The 17,061-nt window shown below is 62.8% G+C and carries 15 protein-coding genes, 1 tRNA gene, 2 pseudogenes and 1 riboswitch; of the genes and pseudogenes, 16 read left to right on the top strand and 2 right to left on the bottom strand.

Features of this window, described 5'->3' with window-relative positions:
• Positions 1-73 precede the first annotated feature (73 nt).
• Positions 74-170: riboswitch (TPP riboswitch) on the top strand.
• The 11 genes from AB4Z38_RS14855 to AB4Z38_RS14805 all read left to right on the top strand — a co-directional run bounded on the left by AB4Z38_RS14855 (position 162) and on the right by AB4Z38_RS14805 (position 9,938).
• Entirely contained in the window at positions 162-1,682 is a 1,521-nt protein-coding gene (locus tag AB4Z38_RS14855) for a bifunctional hydroxymethylpyrimidine kinase/phosphomethylpyrimidine kinase (RefSeq protein ID WP_441430414.1), read from the top strand. It overlaps the preceding riboswitch by 9 nt.
• Positions 1,683-2,102: 420 nt before the next feature.
• Positions 2,103-2,411 carry a 50S ribosomal protein L21 gene (gene rplU, locus AB4Z38_RS14850; RefSeq protein ID WP_028267456.1) on the top strand — a complete coding sequence of 103 codons (309 nt, stop codon included), beginning with the start codon at positions 2,103-2,105 and terminating at the stop codon, positions 2,409-2,411.
• A 60-nt stretch (positions 2,412-2,471) separates the two neighbouring features.
• Positions 2,472-2,735: a 50S ribosomal protein L27 gene (gene rpmA / locus AB4Z38_RS14845; RefSeq protein WP_003803426.1), complete on the top strand. Its 264-nt coding sequence runs from the start codon at positions 2,472-2,474 to the stop codon at positions 2,733-2,735.
• Positions 2,736-2,879: 144 nt separating this feature from the next.
• Complete coding sequence (gene obgE, locus AB4Z38_RS14840; protein ID WP_441430413.1) at positions 2,880-4,469, top strand: GTPase ObgE; 1,590 nt, start codon at positions 2,880-2,882, stop codon at positions 4,467-4,469.
• On the top strand, positions 4,459-5,649 hold the full coding sequence (gene proB, locus AB4Z38_RS14835; RefSeq protein ID WP_441430412.1) for a glutamate 5-kinase: 1,191 nt from the start codon (positions 4,459-4,461) through the stop codon (positions 5,647-5,649). The genes obgE and proB overlap by 11 nt, the downstream gene beginning before the upstream one ends.
• Positions 5,646-7,016: a glutamate-5-semialdehyde dehydrogenase gene (locus tag AB4Z38_RS14830; RefSeq protein ID WP_441430411.1), complete on the top strand. Its 1,371-nt coding sequence runs from the start codon at positions 5,646-5,648 to the stop codon at positions 7,014-7,016. The genes proB and AB4Z38_RS14830 overlap by 4 nt, the downstream gene beginning before the upstream one ends.
• A 79-nt stretch (positions 7,017-7,095) precedes the next feature.
• Positions 7,096-7,329 carry a hypothetical protein gene (locus AB4Z38_RS14825; RefSeq protein WP_441430410.1) on the top strand — a complete coding sequence of 78 codons (234 nt, stop codon included), beginning with the start codon at positions 7,096-7,098 and terminating at the stop codon, positions 7,327-7,329.
• Positions 7,330-7,375: 46 nt separating this feature from the next.
• Entirely contained in the window at positions 7,376-8,005 is a 630-nt protein-coding gene (gene nadD, locus AB4Z38_RS14820; protein WP_268818916.1) for a nicotinate-nucleotide adenylyltransferase, read from the top strand.
• 7 nt (positions 8,006-8,012) lie between these two features.
• Positions 8,013-9,257 carry a hypothetical protein gene (locus AB4Z38_RS14815; RefSeq protein ID WP_441430409.1) on the top strand — a complete coding sequence of 415 codons (1,245 nt, stop codon included), beginning with the start codon at positions 8,013-8,015 and terminating at the stop codon, positions 9,255-9,257.
• Between the two features lie 63 nt (positions 9,258-9,320).
• Complete coding sequence (gene rsfS / locus AB4Z38_RS14810; protein WP_059389355.1) at positions 9,321-9,719, top strand: ribosome silencing factor; 399 nt, start codon at positions 9,321-9,323, stop codon at positions 9,717-9,719.
• Between the two features lie 143 nt (positions 9,720-9,862).
• Positions 9,863-9,938, top strand: a tRNA-Ala gene (locus AB4Z38_RS14805).
• Between the two features lie 125 nt (positions 9,939-10,063).
• On the opposite strand, the gene AB4Z38_RS14800 is transcribed toward AB4Z38_RS14805, so the two are convergent.
• The gene (locus AB4Z38_RS14800) at positions 10,064-10,375 is read right to left on the bottom strand and encodes an alpha/beta hydrolase family protein (RefSeq protein ID WP_441430408.1); all 312 of its coding nucleotides are present in this window, start codon (positions 10,373-10,375) and stop codon (positions 10,064-10,066) included.
• A gap of 108 nt (positions 10,376-10,483) precedes the next feature.
• On the opposite strand from AB4Z38_RS14800, the gene AB4Z38_RS14795 reads away from it, so the two are divergent.
• The 3 genes and pseudogenes from AB4Z38_RS14795 (at position 10,484) to AB4Z38_RS14785 (ending at position 13,067) form a co-directional block, all read left to right on the top strand.
• Positions 10,484-10,774, top strand: coding sequence for a WXG100 family type VII secretion target (locus tag AB4Z38_RS14795; RefSeq protein ID WP_441430407.1), 291 nt, complete (start codon positions 10,484-10,486; stop codon positions 10,772-10,774).
• Positions 10,775-10,778: 4 nt separating this feature from the next.
• Positions 10,779-12,488, top strand: a pseudogene (locus tag AB4Z38_RS14790) (polymorphic toxin type 15 domain-containing protein).
• A 27-nt stretch (positions 12,489-12,515) separates the two neighbouring features.
• A complete protein-coding gene (locus AB4Z38_RS14785) occupies positions 12,516-13,067 on the top strand; it encodes a T6SS immunity protein Tdi1 domain-containing protein (RefSeq protein WP_441430406.1) in 552 nt (183 codons plus the stop codon).
• 428 nt (positions 13,068-13,495) lie between these two features.
• Here the strand turns inward: AB4Z38_RS14785 and AB4Z38_RS14780 are convergent.
• Positions 13,496-14,783 (bottom strand): annotated as a pseudogene (locus AB4Z38_RS14780) (ISL3 family transposase).
• 351 nt (positions 14,784-15,134) lie between these two features.
• Between AB4Z38_RS14780 and AB4Z38_RS14775 the strand changes: the two are divergent.
• Together AB4Z38_RS14775 and AB4Z38_RS14770 are read left to right on the top strand one after the other, a co-directional pair.
• On the top strand, positions 15,135-16,151 hold the full coding sequence (locus tag AB4Z38_RS14775; RefSeq protein WP_441430470.1) for a LacI family DNA-binding transcriptional regulator: 1,017 nt from the start codon (positions 15,135-15,137) through the stop codon (positions 16,149-16,151).
• Between the two features lie 533 nt (positions 16,152-16,684).
• Positions 16,685-17,061: DUF3417 domain-containing protein (locus AB4Z38_RS14770; protein WP_441430405.1), on the top strand; the 377-nt coding region annotated here is incomplete at its 3' end.

The raw sequence follows: 17,061 nt of genomic DNA, 5'->3' as shown, positions 1-17,061 counted from the left end.
TTCGCCGGACCTTCGCTCAATGCGGTTGCATGGGGCGATTTCAGCAGGCGAGGTGTGATCCGGGTTAAGCTAGGGGACTGACACGGGGTGCCGCGCACCAAGCCGGCTGAGACCAGACCCGTTGAACCTGTCCGGTTAGCACCGGCGAAGGGATGTCTCGCATGACTGTTTCGGTGCAATCAGCCGTCTACCCGCTCAAGGCCGTCCAGCGCCCAATCCCCAGGGTTCTCAGCATTGCCGGCTCGGATCCTTCGGGTGGTGCCGGGATCCAGGCAGACCTCAAGAGCATCGCGGCAAACGGGGGCTACGGCATGGCCGTCATCACGGCGCTCACCGTACAAAACACGCAGGGAGTCACTGCCGTCCACGTGCCTCCCGTGGAGTTCCTGCGCCAGCAATTGGATGCCATTAGCGACGACATCACGGTTGATGCCGTCAAGATCGGCATGCTCGGGGATGCGGCGGTCATCCACGAAGTCCGCCGCTGGCTCGGCGAGGCGCGCCCCGCCGTCGTCGTGCTGGATCCAGTGATGATCGCCACCAGTGGCGACCGGCTCCTTGCGGAGTCCGCCGAAACCGCACTGCGGGAACTTCTGCCCCTCGCCGACCTGGTGACGCCCAACCTTCCTGAATTGGCCATGCTGCTTGGCGAACCTGAAGCCACTGACTGGCCATCGGCCTTGGAGCAAGGCAAACGCCTGGCTGCCGCCTGTGGAAACACCGTCCTGGTGAAGGGCGGCCATCTTCAGGGAACCGGCTGCCCCGATGCCCTGGTCAACACCGGGGGAGTCCTGAGCCAGGACGTGGTGGAATTCGCCGGCCAACGGGTGGAAACCCGCAATAGCCATGGCACGGGGTGTTCCCTGTCGTCGGCGATGGCGACGGCCAAGGCGCGGCTCGGCGATTGGGAGTCCGCCTTGCGTGTGGTCAAGCCTTGGCTTCAAGAGGCGCTGACCCAGTCCGAGGTACTGGAAGTCGGGAAAGGCAACGGGCCGATCAATCATTTCCACGCGCTCCAGCACGCCATTCAACCAGGCGATTTTGCCATCCGCATGTGGGAAGCCGCCCAGACTGAACTTGCGGCCATTTATGGCTTGGACTTTATCCAGCACCTGCAATCCGGTGGGCTCAGCGAAGCGCAGTTCAGCTATTACCTGTCGCAGGATGCCATCTATCTCAACGGCTATTCCCGGGTCCTGGCGCGGGCAAGCGCCCTCGCCCCGAGCGAAACCGAACAGCTGTTCTGGGCCCGCGGCTCGCAGATGTGCCTTGAAGTCGAGTCCGAGCTGCATCGGAATTGGCTCAGCGGACGCCAGGTAAGCGGAGAGCTGGGCCCGGTCACGAAGGCCTATGTGGACCATTTGCTGGCGGCGTCGGCGTCGGGCAGTTATGCCGTCCTGCTGGCTGCCGTGCTGCCCTGCTACTGGTTGTACGCCGAGGTGGGACAGCAGCTACACCATGGCTATATACAGGCGGGAGCGTCGGACGAGCACCCTTATGCGGACTGGCTGCGCACCTACGCGGACGAGGCGTTCGCCGAGGCCACCCGCAAGGCGATCGACATCACGGACGCCGCCGCGCAGGCCGCAACACCCACGGAGCGTGCCGCCATGATGGAGGCGTTTGCCCAATCCTGCCGTTACGAAACAGCGTTCTTCGATGCTCCAAGGTTGCACGGCTGAACCCGGTTCATGTCGGGGAAAGACGGGGTGAAGGGCCTGTTCCTGCGGGCGCTGCAGCGTGTCGGACTGAGGATCCGAGGTTTTCCCGGCCGGCAGGGTAAGGTGGACGGGCACGGTACCGGGTGGCGCATAGCCAGTCTGTGGCAGCCATCACGTGGCGGCCCCCGGACCTGGCCTCATTTGCAGCCGAAGGCGAAACTAGCGTAATCTAGATCTTCGGTGCTTACGCCAACACTTGGGTTATGCCCCCAGAAACCGTTCATTTGGAACTGACCTTTCATTTGGAACTATTCGAGGGATGACTCATGGATTCCGTACCGGAGTCCACGGCGTTGAGGCACAGCGTGAACCAGGCCCGTTTTCGGATCGGGGTTCCGCACGCAAATTTAGTAATAAACGTCGAGAGAAGTGAGTGCCCAAGTGGTGTACGCGATTGTCCGCGCAGGCGGCCGCCAAGAAAAGGTTTCCGTTGGAGACTACGTAACCCTGAACCGCGTCCCCGGTGGAGCCGGCAGCACCCTTGAGCTGCCCGCACTGCTCCTGGTGGACGGTGACAAGGTCACCTCCGCTGCTGCGGATCTGGCCAAGGTCAAGGTTACGGCTGAGATCCTCGAAGACCTCCGTGGTCCGAAGATCGTCATCCAGAAGTTCAAGAACAAGACCGGCTACAAGAAGCGCCAGGGTCACCGTCAAGAACTGACCAAGATCAAGATCACCGGTATCAAGTAACCACTGGTTGCTGTTCAGGTTTTCAACAGATTCCCCAGAATTTAAAGGCAGGCATTTCAAATGGCACATAAAAAAGGCGCGAGCTCCACTCGCAACGGTCGTGACTCCAACGCCCAGTACCTCGGCGTAAAGCGCTTCGGTGGCCAGGTCGTTTCCGCAGGCGAGATCATCGTCCGCCAGCGCGGCACCCACTTCCACCCGGGCGCCGGTGTCGGCCGCGGTGGCGACGACACCCTGTTCGCCCTGCAGGCAGGTGCGGTTGAGTTCGGTACTCGCCGCGGCCGTCGCGTAGTGAACATCGTTGCTGCTGCAGCTGCAGAGTAATAACACGTTCTGAACGGGTGGAGCGGGCCGTATGGCCCGCTCCATCTGTCTTTTTAACCGCACTAGAATTTACTAGGGCGGGCGGCGGCGCATCAGCCCGCAACGCGCACTTCAAGCAGTAATTTCCACATAGAGGAGAAACACGTGGCGACCTTCGTAGACCGGGTAGTACTTCACGTATCCGGCGGAACAGGCGGCCACGGCTGTGTCTCTGTTAAGCGCGAGAAGTTCAAGCCCCTCGGCGGACCCGACGGCGGCAATGGCGGTAACGGCGGCGACGTCATCCTGCGCGTTGATGCCCAGACCACCACTTTGCTTGACTATCACCACGCACCCCACCGGCACGCAACCAACGGCGGCCCCGGCATGGGCGACTGGCGCGGAGGCAAGAACGGTGAAACCCTCGTGCTTCCCGTGCCGGACGGCACTGTGGTCAAGACCAAGGACGGCGTTGTCCTTGCTGACCTCGTAGGCGAAGGCACCGAGTTCGTCGCCGCTGCAGGCGGCCTGGGCGGCCTTGGCAACTCGTCGCTGTCTTCGCAGAAACGCAGGGCGCCCGGTTTCGCCCTCCTCGGTATTGAAGGCGACTCCAGCGACATCGTCCTGGAATTGAAGTCGATCGCAGATATCGCGCTGGTTGGCTTCCCCTCCGCAGGCAAGTCCAGCCTTGTCGCGGCGATGTCCGCGGCGAGACCCAAGATCGCCGACTACCCGTTCACTACCTTGATCCCCAACCTTGGCGTGGTCCAGGCCGGTGAAGTCCGGTTCACGATTGCAGACGTTCCCGGGCTGATCGAGGGCGCGAGCGAAGGCAAGGGCCTGGGCCATAACTTCCTGCGCCACGTGGAGCGTTGCGCCGCACTGGTGCACGTGCTGGACTGCGGAACCTTGGAAGCGGACAGGGACCCGCTCTCGGATCTTGCGATCATCGAGCAAGAGCTGGACAAGTACGCCGTGGACATGAGCTACGCCGGCGTTGACGGCGAAGTTGTCCCCCTGAACGAACGCCCCAAGCTTGTTGTCCTGAACAAGGTGGACCTGCCTGATGGTCGGGACATGGCCGAGTTCGTCCGTCCCGAACTGGAACAGCGCGGCTACCGCGTCTTCGAAGTCTCCGCCACGAGCCATGAAGGCCTGCGCCAATTGAGCTTCGCCATGGGTGAGATTGTCATGGCCGCCCGCAAGGCCGTGGCCACTGCGCCTCCCAAGGTCGCAGCGCCCATCCTCCGCCCCCGCGCCGTCAATGAGTCCGGCTTCAAGATCCGCCGCGAGGAAAAGAACCTCGAGCCGCTCTTCCGCGTGCTGGGGGAGAAGCCGGTCCGCTGGGTCAAGCAGACCGACTTCACCAATGAAGAAGCCATTGGCTACCTCGCCGATCGCCTGGCCAAGCTCGGGATCGAAAACGAGTTGTTCAAGATGGGTGCCGTCCCGGGCGACACCGTGGTGATCGGCGAAGAGGACGGCGTCGTGTTCGACTGGGAGCCCACCATGATGGCCGGCGCCGAACTCCTGGCGACGCCCCGAGGCACGGACATCCGTGTTGCCGACATCGGTGACCGCCCCACCCGTTCGCAGAAGCGCGATGAGCAGATCGAACGCCGCGAAGCAAAGGCTGCCGCACGCGCCGAGCTCGAAGCCGAGCGCAAGGCGGGTATCTGGACCGAGTCCGTCAGCGGCCGTCGCCTACCCAAGCCCCTGAAGGAAAGCGGCCTGGAAGCCGAAAATGACGACTAGCACGGCCGGCATCGCTGACGTCGCTGAAGGCGACGACGCCGCCGAACGCCAGGCACTCGCCGGGGCCAAGCGGATCGTGGTCAAAGTGGGTTCGTCCTCATTGACCAGCATCAAAGGCGGCATCTCGGAGAAAGCGTTGACGGCACTCGTCCACGCCCTGGCCGAAAAGCGCAACTCCGGGACGGAGATCATCCTGGTCTCCTCCGGTGCCATCGCGGCGGGCCTCGCACCGCTCGGCCTCGCCAAGCGTCCCAAGGACCTCGCCACACAGCAGGCTGCAGCCAGTGTGGGGCAAGGGCTTTTGATGGCGCGCTATTCGCAAGCTTTTGCTGCGCACGGGGTCACTGTCAGCCAAGTCCTGTTGACTGCGGATGACCTGATGCGGCGCACGCAGCACAGCAACGCATACCGGGCGCTGGACCGCTTGCTGAACCTGGGCGTCGTGCCCGTCGTGAACGAAAACGACACCGTGGCAACCCATGAAATCCGCTTCGGTGACAACGACCGGTTGGCTGCTTTAGTGGCGCACCTTGTGCGGGCGGACGCGCTGGTCCTGCTTTCCGACGTCGACGCTTTGTATGACGGTCCGCCGTCGTTGGGTGCCAAGCGCATTCCGCTCGTCACCGGTCCTGGTGACCTCGTCGGGGTGACTATCGGCAAGACCGGAAAGGGAGGCGTCGGTACCGGGGGCATGACCACCAAGGTGGAGGCGGCGTCCATCGCCGCAGGCTCCGGCATCCACGCCCTCGTCACCTCCACTGCCAATGCCGCCGCCGCCCTGGCAGGCGAGGATGTGGGAACGTGGTTCGCCGTCAATGGCAACCGCAAGCCCGTGCGCCTGCTGTGGCTGGCCCACCTCGCTTCGGTCCGGGGCCGTTTGGTGCTCGACGACGGCGCCGTCAAGGCCGTGCGCGACCGCCACACCTCGCTGCTGCCCGCAGGAATATCGGCAGTCCAGGGAGACTTCGAGCCGGGCGATCCCGTGGAGATGGTTTCGGTCGAGGGCACCGTGATTGCCAGGGGACTGGTGAACTACTCCGCGGAAGAGCTTCCCCGCATGCTTGGCCGTTCAACCAAGGAGCTCGCCAAGGACCTTGGCCGCGGATATGACCGCGTAGTTGTTCATGTTGACGACCTCGTACTGGTCCAGCCGTCCCGCTCCACTAAACTTGGAGAATGACTGAGGCCCTTACCCCTGATTCTCCCGTGATGACTGACGCTCTGGCTTCCGGCAATGCCGCCCAGGTGCCGGAAACTCCGGAGCTGGGAAACGCGCCGCTCACCACCGAGCAAGTGGAGACGGCCGTGCATTCGATTGCGGACCGCTCACGGCAGGCCGCGCGGCACATGGCCCAGGCGAACCGTGCCTGGAAGGACCGTGCCCTGCACGCTATCGGCGCGGCTCTCCGGGAACAGCAGGGGTCCATCCTCGCCGCCAACGCCAAGGATGTTGAGTCTGGCCGCAACAACGGAACTTCCGTTGCCATGCTGGACCGTCTCACCCTGACTCCCGCCCGCATCGACGGCCTTGTCGCGGCCCTTGAAAACCTGGCGGGCCTGCCGGATCCCGTGGGGAACGTCGTCCGAGGCCAGACCCTCCCCAACGGACTGCGCTTGCGCCAGGTCAACGTGCCCATGGGAGTAGTCGCGGCTATCTACGAGGCCCGCCCGAACGTCACGGTCGACATCGCCGGGCTCGCCTTGAAGAGCGGCAATGCGGTGATCCTGCGCGGCGGGACGGCTGCTGCCCACACCAACGCGGCCCTTGTGACCATCCTCCGCGATGCGCTGGAATCCGTTGGGCTGCCGGCCGACGCCGTCCAGAGCGTGGACCAATTCGGCCGCGAGGGCGCCAACGTCCTGATGCGTGCCCGCGGCCGGGTGGACGTCCTGATTCCCCGCGGTGGACGGGAGCTGATCCAGACTGTGGTGAACAACTCTTCCGTGCCCGTCATTGAGACCGGCGAAGGCAATGTGCACATCTTCATCGACGAATCCGCCAGCGAAGAGATGGCCGTCGACATCCTGCTTAACGCCAAGACCCAGCGCCCCAGCGTTTGCAACACTGTGGAAACTCTCCTGGTGCACTCGAAATCCACCGTGCTGCCCGCCGTCGCCGCCGCCTTGCGCTCTGCCGGCGTCACACTGCACGTCGATCCCAGGATTCAAGCGGCGCTGTCCGGCTCCGTGGATACAGTCCCTGCTGACGACGTCGATTGGGCCACGGAATACATGGACCTTGACCTCGCTATTGCCATGGTGGACAACCTCGACGAGGCGGTCGCGCACATCCGCAAATGGTCGACGGGCCACACGGAGGCCATCCTCACGAACAATCTGGCGAACGCCGAGAAGTTCATTGCGGACATCGACTCTGCGGCGGTCATCGTGAACGCTTCCACGCGTTTCACCGACGGAGGCGAGCTCGGCCTGGGTGCCGAGGTAGGAATCTCTACCCAGAAGCTGCACGCACGCGGTCCGATGGGCCTCACGGAGTTGACCACCACGAAGTGGATTGTCCAGGGCGAAGGCCAGGTCCGCGGCTAGCGACGCTGTAACATAGAACAGAAGTCTTGAACGGTGGGAGGATCCGCCGTCGAAATCCTTTGAACCGCTAGGGGAGAAAATGCAGTTTCAGCAGATCGCCATTTCAATTCTCACGCAAGGGGGCGAAAGCGAGGCGCCGGCGCCGTTGTGGGTTCCTCCTTTCGTCTTCGGCATCTCCATGTTCTGCATCCTGCTTGTCCTGATGTTTGTCGCAGTCTCCTACACGAACCTCGGCAACCGTCACGACGCCGTCGACGAGCACTCGGATCCGCACCGCCAGCACCCGGCCAAGCACCCAGGGCTGGGTCACTAACATTTCCGCCGCAAAACCCTTCGAGGAAACGGGGCGCCGACTTCGCTTGGGCGTGATGGGTGGGACCTTTGACCCCATTCACCACGGCCACTTGGTTGCTGCCAGTGAGGTTGCCGCCAAGTTCCGCTTGGACGAGGTGGTCTTCGTGCCCACCGGACAGCCCTGGCAGAAATCGCACAAGCAGGTCAGCGAAGCCGAGCACCGCTACTTGATGACGGTCATTGCCACGGCTTCCAACCCCAATTTCACGGTGAGCCGCGTGGACGTGGACCGCCCCGGTCCGACGTTCACGATCGATACCTTGCGGGATCTCCGGACCCAGCGGCCGGATGCGGACCTGTTCTTCATCACGGGCGCTGACGCCCTGGCCCAGATCCTGTCTTGGAAAGATGTCGACGAGCTTTGGTCCTTGGCGCATTTTGTCGGCGTCACCCGGCCCGGTCATGTTCTCGATGGCATGGGCAGGGAGGACGTCAGTCTGTTGGAAGTGCCAGCCATGGCGATTTCCTCGACGGATTGCCGTGCCCGCGTGGGTGCAGGCAATCCGGTCTGGTACCTCGTACCTGATGGAGTGGTGCAGTACATCGCCAAATACAGGCTGTACTCGGGCAAGCCCGGCATGGGGGAGCCCCTGCATGCTATGACCGGACCAGAACACCAAGCCCGTACTGAGTGAGTTTTGAATGAGCCAGGAACAGCCCCCCATCCCAAGCCGGCGCGAGCTTCGACGAGCCCGGGACGCGCGCCTGGAAGAGACCGGCGCACGTCCAGCAGTAGCCGAGGCCGTTACCTCCGACGACGCCAACCACGCGTCCGGTGGCGCTTCGGTCAATCGGGTGCGCCGGGTCGCCGATGCTCCGCTGGACGCCCAACCAGCCTCGGAACGTTCTTCGCAGGCGCGTGCACGCGACCGCGCCGCCCTCCGCGCCATCAAGGAACTCGCGGATAAGGAGCAACAGCTTTCCCGCGGCGGCCCGCCCACGCGCCGCCAGTTGCGCCTGCAGCAATTGCAGGAAGAAGTTGCTCCGGGCACCTCGGCGATCCCCGTTGTTCCGGCAGCAGGATCCGGGCCGAGGACATCCAGTGTCCCGGTCCAGGCTCCCGGCAAGCAGCAGCCCGGCCCGGATCGCCCGGGCATATCGCCTGGCGGAGGCGTACGCGTCACGGCAGGCCCTCCTCCCGGTGCCCCCGAAATGACCGTGGAGCAGGCCTTGATGGCCCGTGAGCTCCTGGCAGCCCAAGCGAACAATCAGTCCAACAAGCTTGAGCACATCGCGGCAATGGAATCAGCAGTGCAGAAAGTCCCCGCCGCCGAATCCGGGGTGTCCCGTACCGACGCTGAGCCGGCGGACCCAGAGGCCCTGGCCGAACAAATCGCCCAGGCTGAACGCGAAGCGATCCTCAACAAGAGGGCAATCGCCAAGCAGAAGCTCGCCGAGCAGAACAGCCGTCCCGCTGGTCCGGTCCGTGCCGAACCTTCTGTAGCCAGCAACCTGGCCATGGTGACGCCCCTGGAATTCGTGAAGGTTCCGGGACTGGAACGTCCCGTCATGAAACCGCCCGGCACCACCTTTGTTCCTCTCGTGACCTCCCCTGCGCCGAAACTGAAGCCCGGGCAGTCGGCGTCGGGCAAGCCACGCGGCCTGCGCGGCCGGGCAGGAGTGCTGGCGCGCGCGGAAGCCGCTGCGAAAGCGGCAGGTCGACGCCCGGCGTCGGCCTCCGAACCAGATGGCGAAGCGTTCGCGGAAGCGGCCGAACATCCGCCCATTTCGGCAAGTTCGGCTCACGGACTTGAACCGCTCGACGCCGCGACGGCGGGACTTGGGCGCGCCCAGCGTACCCGGCTCCTGGTCCTGGGTCTCGTTGGCATCGGAGCCATCGCCCTGATTGCGGGCATCATCATGATCACCAGCGGACTTTCCCGCTGACCACAACGGCTTTTGCCACCAAACAGGCTTCGTTCATTCTCGAAGCCGCATACAAGGAGTCCCGTGACTGCACATGAACAATCCGTCCTCTTGGCCCGCCACGCCGCCCGCGCGGCAGCGGACAAGCTGGCCGAAGACATCATCGCCCTGGACGTCAGCGAACGTCTGGCCCTGACCGACGTCTTCCTCATCGCCTCGGCCCCGACCGAACGCCAGGTCAACGCCATCGTGGACGGTATCGAGGAAGAGCTGCTCAAGCAGGATTTGCGCCCGGTCCGCCGCGAAGGGCGTTCCGAGGGACGCTGGGTCCTTTTGGATTACGCCGACATCGTGGTGCACGTCCAGCACTCCGAGGACAGGGTCTTCTATGCCCTGGAGCGCCTGTGGAAAGACTGCCCGGTAGTGGATCTGGAACTCGGTGACGACGCCTCGGCGAAGGCTCCTGCCGTCGAGGAATCCTAGGCTCCAAGCCGCAAACCAACTGAATATGCCCGATTTGGAATTTTCGGAAATGCTGTTCTAAGATATTTGAGTTGCTTCGGAGGAATCCGAAAACTGGAGGAGATTTTCAAACCAGTTCACGGTTCGTGAAGCAGCGAGGATATGGGGCTGTGGCGCAGCTGGTAGCGCACCTGCATGGCATGCAGGGGGTCAGGGGTTCGAGTCCCCTCAGCTCCACCATAGAGGCCTTGCTTGGAACATCGGGCTCGTGTTCCGGGTAGGGCCTCAACTTTTTGGAAAACGAAAGAGCCACCCGTTGGGGTGGCTCTTTCGTTTTCTCGCCATGACAAAGTTCGGTCCGGCCGTCATTCGCCAGAGATCCGCTCCGCTTGTTGGCTGATGAAGTCCACGGTGTGGGAGATCGCCAGCTCACGTTGCGGCAGTTGCGCCCAGCCGTGGTCGGCGCCTTGCACGACGATCAGCTCTGCTTTTTCACCGTAGACCTGGAGGTAGCGCTCAGCGTAGGACAATGGAACGAAGTCCGCGGTGCCGTGTATGAGGCGAACCGGTCCCGCGTAGGTGGATGCGCGACCGTAGACATCGAACGACTCCGCGTCGTCGCGCAGCGCAGGTCCCATCCGCATGCCGAGGAAGTCGAAATACCCTTCAGACTCCAAGGTTCCCAGTGATCGTCCCTGTAGGAACCCACTCCGGATTTCGTCTGCGAACACGGCTGCTGTCGACCACATGGTCACGGTGCCGGCTCACGTCCACCCAGGTGTCCAATGAGCACGAATTTCGAAGCTGACGAATCCGGGATCGCCCTTTTTCTGGAGGAACTCGCAGCTGTGACCGCCTATGCCACCGAACTCCTGGATCAGGTAGCTTCCGGGTCGGCCACGGTCACCGCCGGGTGGGACGGGGCCGCCGCCCGGGCCTTTGAATCCCAGATGGTCCGGTGGCAGAACGAATCCAACGCCATGATCGTCGAGGTCGACAACTTCATCGGCCAGGTCTCCCACGCCAAGGAGCAATACGCCCAGGCGGCCGACGCCTTGAAGCAAGGCTGGGTCTGAGACCATGCACCTCAAAGTCAACACCTCAGCCTACGTGCAGGCATCCGCCGAGCTGTCCTCGGCGCAGGTCTTCGTGCGTCAAGCACTCGACGGGCTCAGCAGCGGCCTGGCCGGTGCCGCCCAGATGGCCGGCAACGATGACGCGGGGGTCAAGTTCGCCCACGACTACGACGAAGCCGCCCGGAACCTGGTCGGCGGTATCACCGACGCCGTGACCGGCGCCGGTGTGTTGTCCAGACTCCTGGCCGATACCGCCAATGTATGGGCCGACGCCGAGCACTACGCCTCGGGTGGGATCGCGCCGCTCGGCCTTGCCTTCAGCACCGCTGACACGTCCGACTTGTCCGGGACCTGCTCGGTCGTCTCGCCCACCGCTTTGGGCGGGCGCAGTGACTTCGTTCCCGAAGGATGGGAATGGATACAGTCCGTGGTCGGGGCCGTCTGGCCCAACGGCGACACCGGCAAGCTCAAGTCAGCACATAATGCGTGGCAGCGCGCCGGGGACGATCTGGACAGCGCCAGATCGAAAATCGACGCCGCCAGCGCGTCACTGGCCGGGCTGGTGACCCCCGAACTGAGCCTGGTGCAGGCCAAACTCAGCCAGTACAGTGGCTACCTGAACGACCTGGCAACCAACGCCTACGCGCTCGGCAGCGGTTGCACCGAGTACGCGGAAGGGATCGAAGAAGCCCACACGGCGATCATCAACGAACTCCAGGAACTCCTCATCACCACCGTCGCCCTGGAAGCCGGCGCGGCCTTGCTGGCGGTGTTCACGGTGGGCGCGTCCGAAGTGGTCGGCAATGCCGCCCTGATGGCCCGCATCGGGCTGACCGGTGCCCGGGTGGCCGCCATGATCGCCCGGCTGGTCGAAGTCGCGGCCACGGTCGGTACCAGGCTGGCCGGGATCACCGCGGCCATCACCCGCACGCTGGGCCTGCTCCGCGAGCTCAAGGTCGTCAAGGTCCTGACCTACCTCGGGACCAAGGCCCCGGCACCGATTCGGGCGATGACCGGGATCAGCTTCAACTCCGCAGTCAGTGTTGGACTTGATGCGGCCATGCATGGCGGCGCACCAACGAACGTCGCCCACGACATCCTCCTCGGCGGAATCTCACCGGTCGGAGCCGGGGCGGCTGTGAGCGCCTTCAAGGCCGGGACCAGCACTGTACTCAAGAACGGCATGATCGCAACAAACGGGGTCGTCCGAATCCCTCGGATTGAGCTCAAGTTCGCAATGAATCCCAAACATAACCCGATTGAGTTCGACAGACAGATCACGGGTCAGGAACTTGGGTTAAACAGCATGTCTGTCGCGGACTTCCTGAAGAACCGTGACGCGGTGCTGGCCCGCCTCGCGACTGGCAAGCCCATACGCCCTGCCGAAGCCGGGGCGGTCCAACAGAAGGCTCGTAGGCTCGAACTAAATGCGAAGATCAAGGAGCTTCAGTCATCGGGGCTATCCTTAAGCGAAGCGAAAGCATAAGCCGCGACTTGGTTGAAGGGACAAGCAGCTCTTCATAATCAAGATATTATTGCGGGCGGATTCCCAACTGCTATTTCTGGAGTTGGAGATCGAGGAATCAACTCATCGATCGGCGCACAATGGAAGTCCAGGATCGACGACTTTGATGCCCAGGTGCGTAGTATTGCCGCAAACCTAAGCCAGGCCGACCGTGAGATTACGCTGATCCATGTTAAACTAAGTTATTGATTTGAATAGTAAATTCAAGAGGATATCATGACTGGCATTACCGATTTCGTCGTTACCGGGACCATGCCGCAAGCGGCGATTGATAAGTATGCGACGTTAGTACCAGCGGAACTTGCGGTCCTGTGGACCGACTACGGCATTGGTACCTTTCGTGACGGTTATCTCCGCGTCGTCAACCCGGATGACTGGACGCAGCTCGTTCGGGACACGCATCAAGGCTTCAATCCACTGATTCCGATCATGACCACAGCGATGGGCGACATCATCGGATGGGACGGAGAATTGCTTCTCCTCCTGGATTACCGGCACGGGCTGGTGCGAACTCTATTCTCGGAGAATTACTTTCTTAAAAATCTCGACGAGCCGGGTTTCATGGAAGAAGAACTCTTCTGGGCACCCTACCCCCAGGCTCGCGATCGCCTCGGTGTTCCAGACCCTAGCCAGTGCTTCGGCTATGTACCGATCCTGGCTGCCGGCGGCCCTGAGAATGTGGAGAACCTGCAGATACTCGACATGCACACCCACATTGAGGTCATAACAGTATTCATGGGACCGCTCGACCGGTTTGTGACCTATTAGGCCGCTGAGACAAGTCCTGTGCGGCAGCTCGAAATGAGCGCATCAAGATAGTGTCTATGTTTTATAAAACGGACGGCGTCGTGGAAGCTGAGACAAATGATAAGTCACAGCCAAATGTATCTGTCGTTCACTACAGGGATGTCGATGTCTCCGCTCATTGGGAACCGATCCCGGTATTCGGAGACTGGGAATCTTTGGGACAATTCGACGCCCGCTGGCAGCCCCTGAGCTAGTTCACGTTCGACGCCGGCCCGGTTGCGTGAACTCCAAGTCGTCAAGACCCTCGCCAGCCTCGGCACGAGCTTCCGCCCGGATTCCCGCCATGACGCGAGTCAGCAAAAAATCCGCGATCGTGGGCACCGACCCCGCTTTGCACTGCGGCAAACCGGCTTCACGGTTCGTGGTGATTGTTCTGCCGTGATGGATGTTCATGCCGCTGTTCTGGCGGCACAGCGCAACAGGATACGCGTTTTGTAGTTGCGTGCGTTGGTGAATCCCCGGCCTGTTTCGTTTGATGTGTTTGATGGCTGTGTTGTTTGCTTCTACTTTCGCTGTGGTCGCACCGGTGACGATGAGGACTTCGATTTCCTTCCACCACCGGCAGATCGTGCGCCAGAGCCGGTTCGTTTCCGGCTGCGCGGCTCGTTCGACCAGATTCTGCAGGCGGTCCTTCGCCGCGCCCGCGTCGGCGAGACACCCGGTAGCGAGCAGCGCCCGGAGCTGCTCTTTGACCAGCCAGGCAGCCTGCAGGTTCCCGGTGGCGTCGTCGGTAGCGAACATGGTGCTGAGCCTGTCCCGTGCCCGGTCCGAGAGTGTATCGCCGCCGCGCAGGAGCAGCCGCCGGTTGGCCCAGACCGGGTCAATGGCACGTCCCCGCCGCCATGGACCTGCTGGGTGAGCCGTTGCCGGACTTCGGTGAGCATGTCGTTGCCGAGCTTGACCAGGTGGAACGCATCGACCGAGACCGCGGTGCGCGGGAGCCACACCGCAGGGCCTTGCGGAATGCCGCTGACGGGTCGATCGCGACGACCTGCACGCCCAGGCGCCACTGCAGCGGCCGGGCGAACAGCCAGGTCCGACGCCCTCGCTGTCACGGCCGTCCACGATCCCGAGCACCTGTCCGCTGTCCAGATCGACAATGGCGGTCATCCAAGGTTCGTAGCGTTTCCAGGCCTTGGTGGCCGGGTCGCGGAAGAACCGCACGGACCGGTGGCGGTGTTCGTCGATGCCGGGCATCCGCGGCGCCAGGGCATCAACGTCAGGCAGTGTCAGCGCCGCGGAATCCAGAGCCCGCCGGACCAGCCACCATGAGACACCGAACGAGGAGGCAGCCTCCGCGGCGGCCCGTCCGGACCCAATGACAGCGGCCACGACGGCGTCGCGGAGACGGCGGGTGGACCGGGCGCGGCGCGGGACCTGGGAGGTCTCCTCCGCGAACGTCCGCCGCGGGCACAAATGCTCATCGCAGAAGAATCTCCGCTTGGCCCAGACCACTTCGACCGGGCCCGCGACGGGGATATCGCGCAGGCGTTGGGGCCGGCGTGAATGCACGCGGGTGCTGATGACGCCACAGCACGGACAGCCGGCCTCGGCGGTGGCTTCGACGCGGATCCGCCGCTGCCCGAAAGCGAGGACCTCGGTGCCGGTGACGCGGTAGTCGGGCAGGTTGAAAATGGCGGTGGCAGCATCGGGGCACGGGGAAGTAGGCTCGATCAAGGCTCGTAGCTCCTGACTCTTGATGAATGCGTAGAGAACATCCATCACAGCAGGGCTACGAGCCCTTCAGCTTTCAAGACACGGAATCCGTTTCACCACGAACCACGGAGCCCGCAAACCGTGCAACTCCACCCCCTACATCCTTCCCTTCGGAATCACACTTTTCGGGGTCGATGGACCGCACCCTCGCTTAGCTGGTGAGTGTATGCGACAGTGGGCTCAGCATGCCTCCACCACTTTACCAACCGATTACGGTTTACTATGAGGCATTACCGTCCGGAGGGTAGCGGTCATTCGCGGGCCCATCGCAAAGCAGCCACCGACAATATAGGGGGATAGTCCTTGGTAACTATGGCCGACGTTGCGCGGGTAGCAGGCGTTTCCAGGAGCACTGTGTCCTATGCCCTCAGCGGTGTCCGGCCGATTGCCCCCGAAACGCGGGAGCGCATCCTGAAGGCCATGTCCGACCTTGGCTATACGCCGAACCTGCTCGCCCAGGGTTTGGCCGGCAAACGGACCGGCATCGTCTCCTTGATTTTCCCGGTCGGGGAGCAGGGCATGAACACCACGGAGTTCGAATACGTCCAAGGTGCTGCCGAACAAGCGCGTGCTGACGGATACCATCTTCTTCTGTGGCCGATGGATCCCGACGATCTCGGCGAGATGCAGCGGATCGTGGCCCAAGGCCTGGTAGATGGAATCCTCCTGATGGAAGTCAGGTCATTCGACGAACGGATTCCAGTCCTTTTGGAAACGGGTGTTCCATTCGTCACGATCGGACGACCAACGGATGCTGATGGCCTGACATTCGTCGACGCGGATTTTGAAGCCATGGGAGAGCTGGCAGTGTCGCACCTCGTCAGCCTGGGGCACACGGAAATCGGCCTCGTGACGCACTCGCGTGAGTCTCTGGACACCGGGTACGGCCCGATGGTCCGGTCCTGGGATGCCGTGGCAGCTGCCGCGTCGCGGCACGGGATCACTGCTCGGCTGTTCCCAACCGCGAGCTCACTTGCCGGTGGCCGCGAGGTGTTCGGACAGATCCTCAAAGAATCACCGGAAACAACCGGCCTCGTGATGATCAACGAAGCGGCTACTGCGGGCCTTCTGGGTGCGGCGGCGAGCCATGGTTGGCTGGTCCCCGAGTTTCTCTCCATTGTCGCGATCAACACCAGTGCCGGTTCCGCGGAGCGCTTCATACCCGCCTTGACCACAGCGTCCGCCGAGCCGAGGGTCATGGGGCGTGAAGCAGCACAATTCCTTACCCGGCGCCTAAGGAGTGAGAGCGCGGATGCCCTGCGGTGGCTCGCTGAACCGGTGCTGACGTTGCGCGGAAGCACCACCGTGGTGCGCGCCGTCCAGCCATAAACCATCACGCCGTTCGGGCCCAAACCGCCAAATCGACGCGTTCATTACGCGGTCCCATCACACGTGATTGTGACATTTGACACACCATTGCGCCGCCAACTACTGTCGAGCCATCGACCCGCGTCGACAAGGCGCGTCGACGAACGGCGATGAGATTCCTCCTGATACAACATGGCGGATGGTCACCGATCAGTGTTCCCGGAGACTAAGGAAGTAAGTCGTGCTTGGAATCATTCGGTACCAATCCTGCGTGTTGAAGATGCGGCCGATATCACGACCCGGAATAGAGCGAGGACGGAAGCCGGAGACCGCCACCTGCGTCTGAGTTTCAGGTCGAGCGCCGGAACGGCCAACGATGCCCGCTCAAAGCATGTAAGCGCTTGCCCTTCGCCGGTGGTGCCTGCCTAAGCCTCCTCACTGAGTGGCCCCACCCCCAGCCAACATCACCCCAATCATCACAACAACCTCTTGGAGGTACACCGCATGGAAACGTTGACCAAACCGGCCCTGTCCGCGTTCGAAGGTGGCCGGAAATGAAAGCAATTCGACGGTTCACGGTCCGAACGGTTCTGCCGGAAGCAATCGCCCCGCTGGCACGATTGGCGAAGAACTTGCGTTGGTCGTGGCATTTGCCGACACGCGAACTGTTTTCCGCGCTGAATCCCGAGGCCTGGGAGCAAAGCAATCATGACCCTATGACCTTCCTGGGCCTGGTCAGCCGCGAGGAACTGCATGAACTCGCAGAAGATGGCGCAGTCATTGAGCGTGTCCAGCACGCGGCTGCGGACCTGGACCGGTACCTCAGTGAGCCGCGCTGGTACCAGGGCCTGGGTCCGGACGCTCCGGCGTGCATCGCCTATTTCTCGCCCGAGTTCGGGATCACCGAGGTGCTTCCGCAGTATTCCGGCGG

This window comes from Arthrobacter sp. 2RAF6, from assembly GCF_052115205.1.
Classification (GTDB): domain Bacteria; phylum Actinomycetota; class Actinomycetes; order Actinomycetales; family Micrococcaceae; genus Arthrobacter.
The sequence above is the reverse complement of the archived record's forward strand: the minus strand, read 5'-3'. Positions and strand labels throughout refer to the sequence as shown.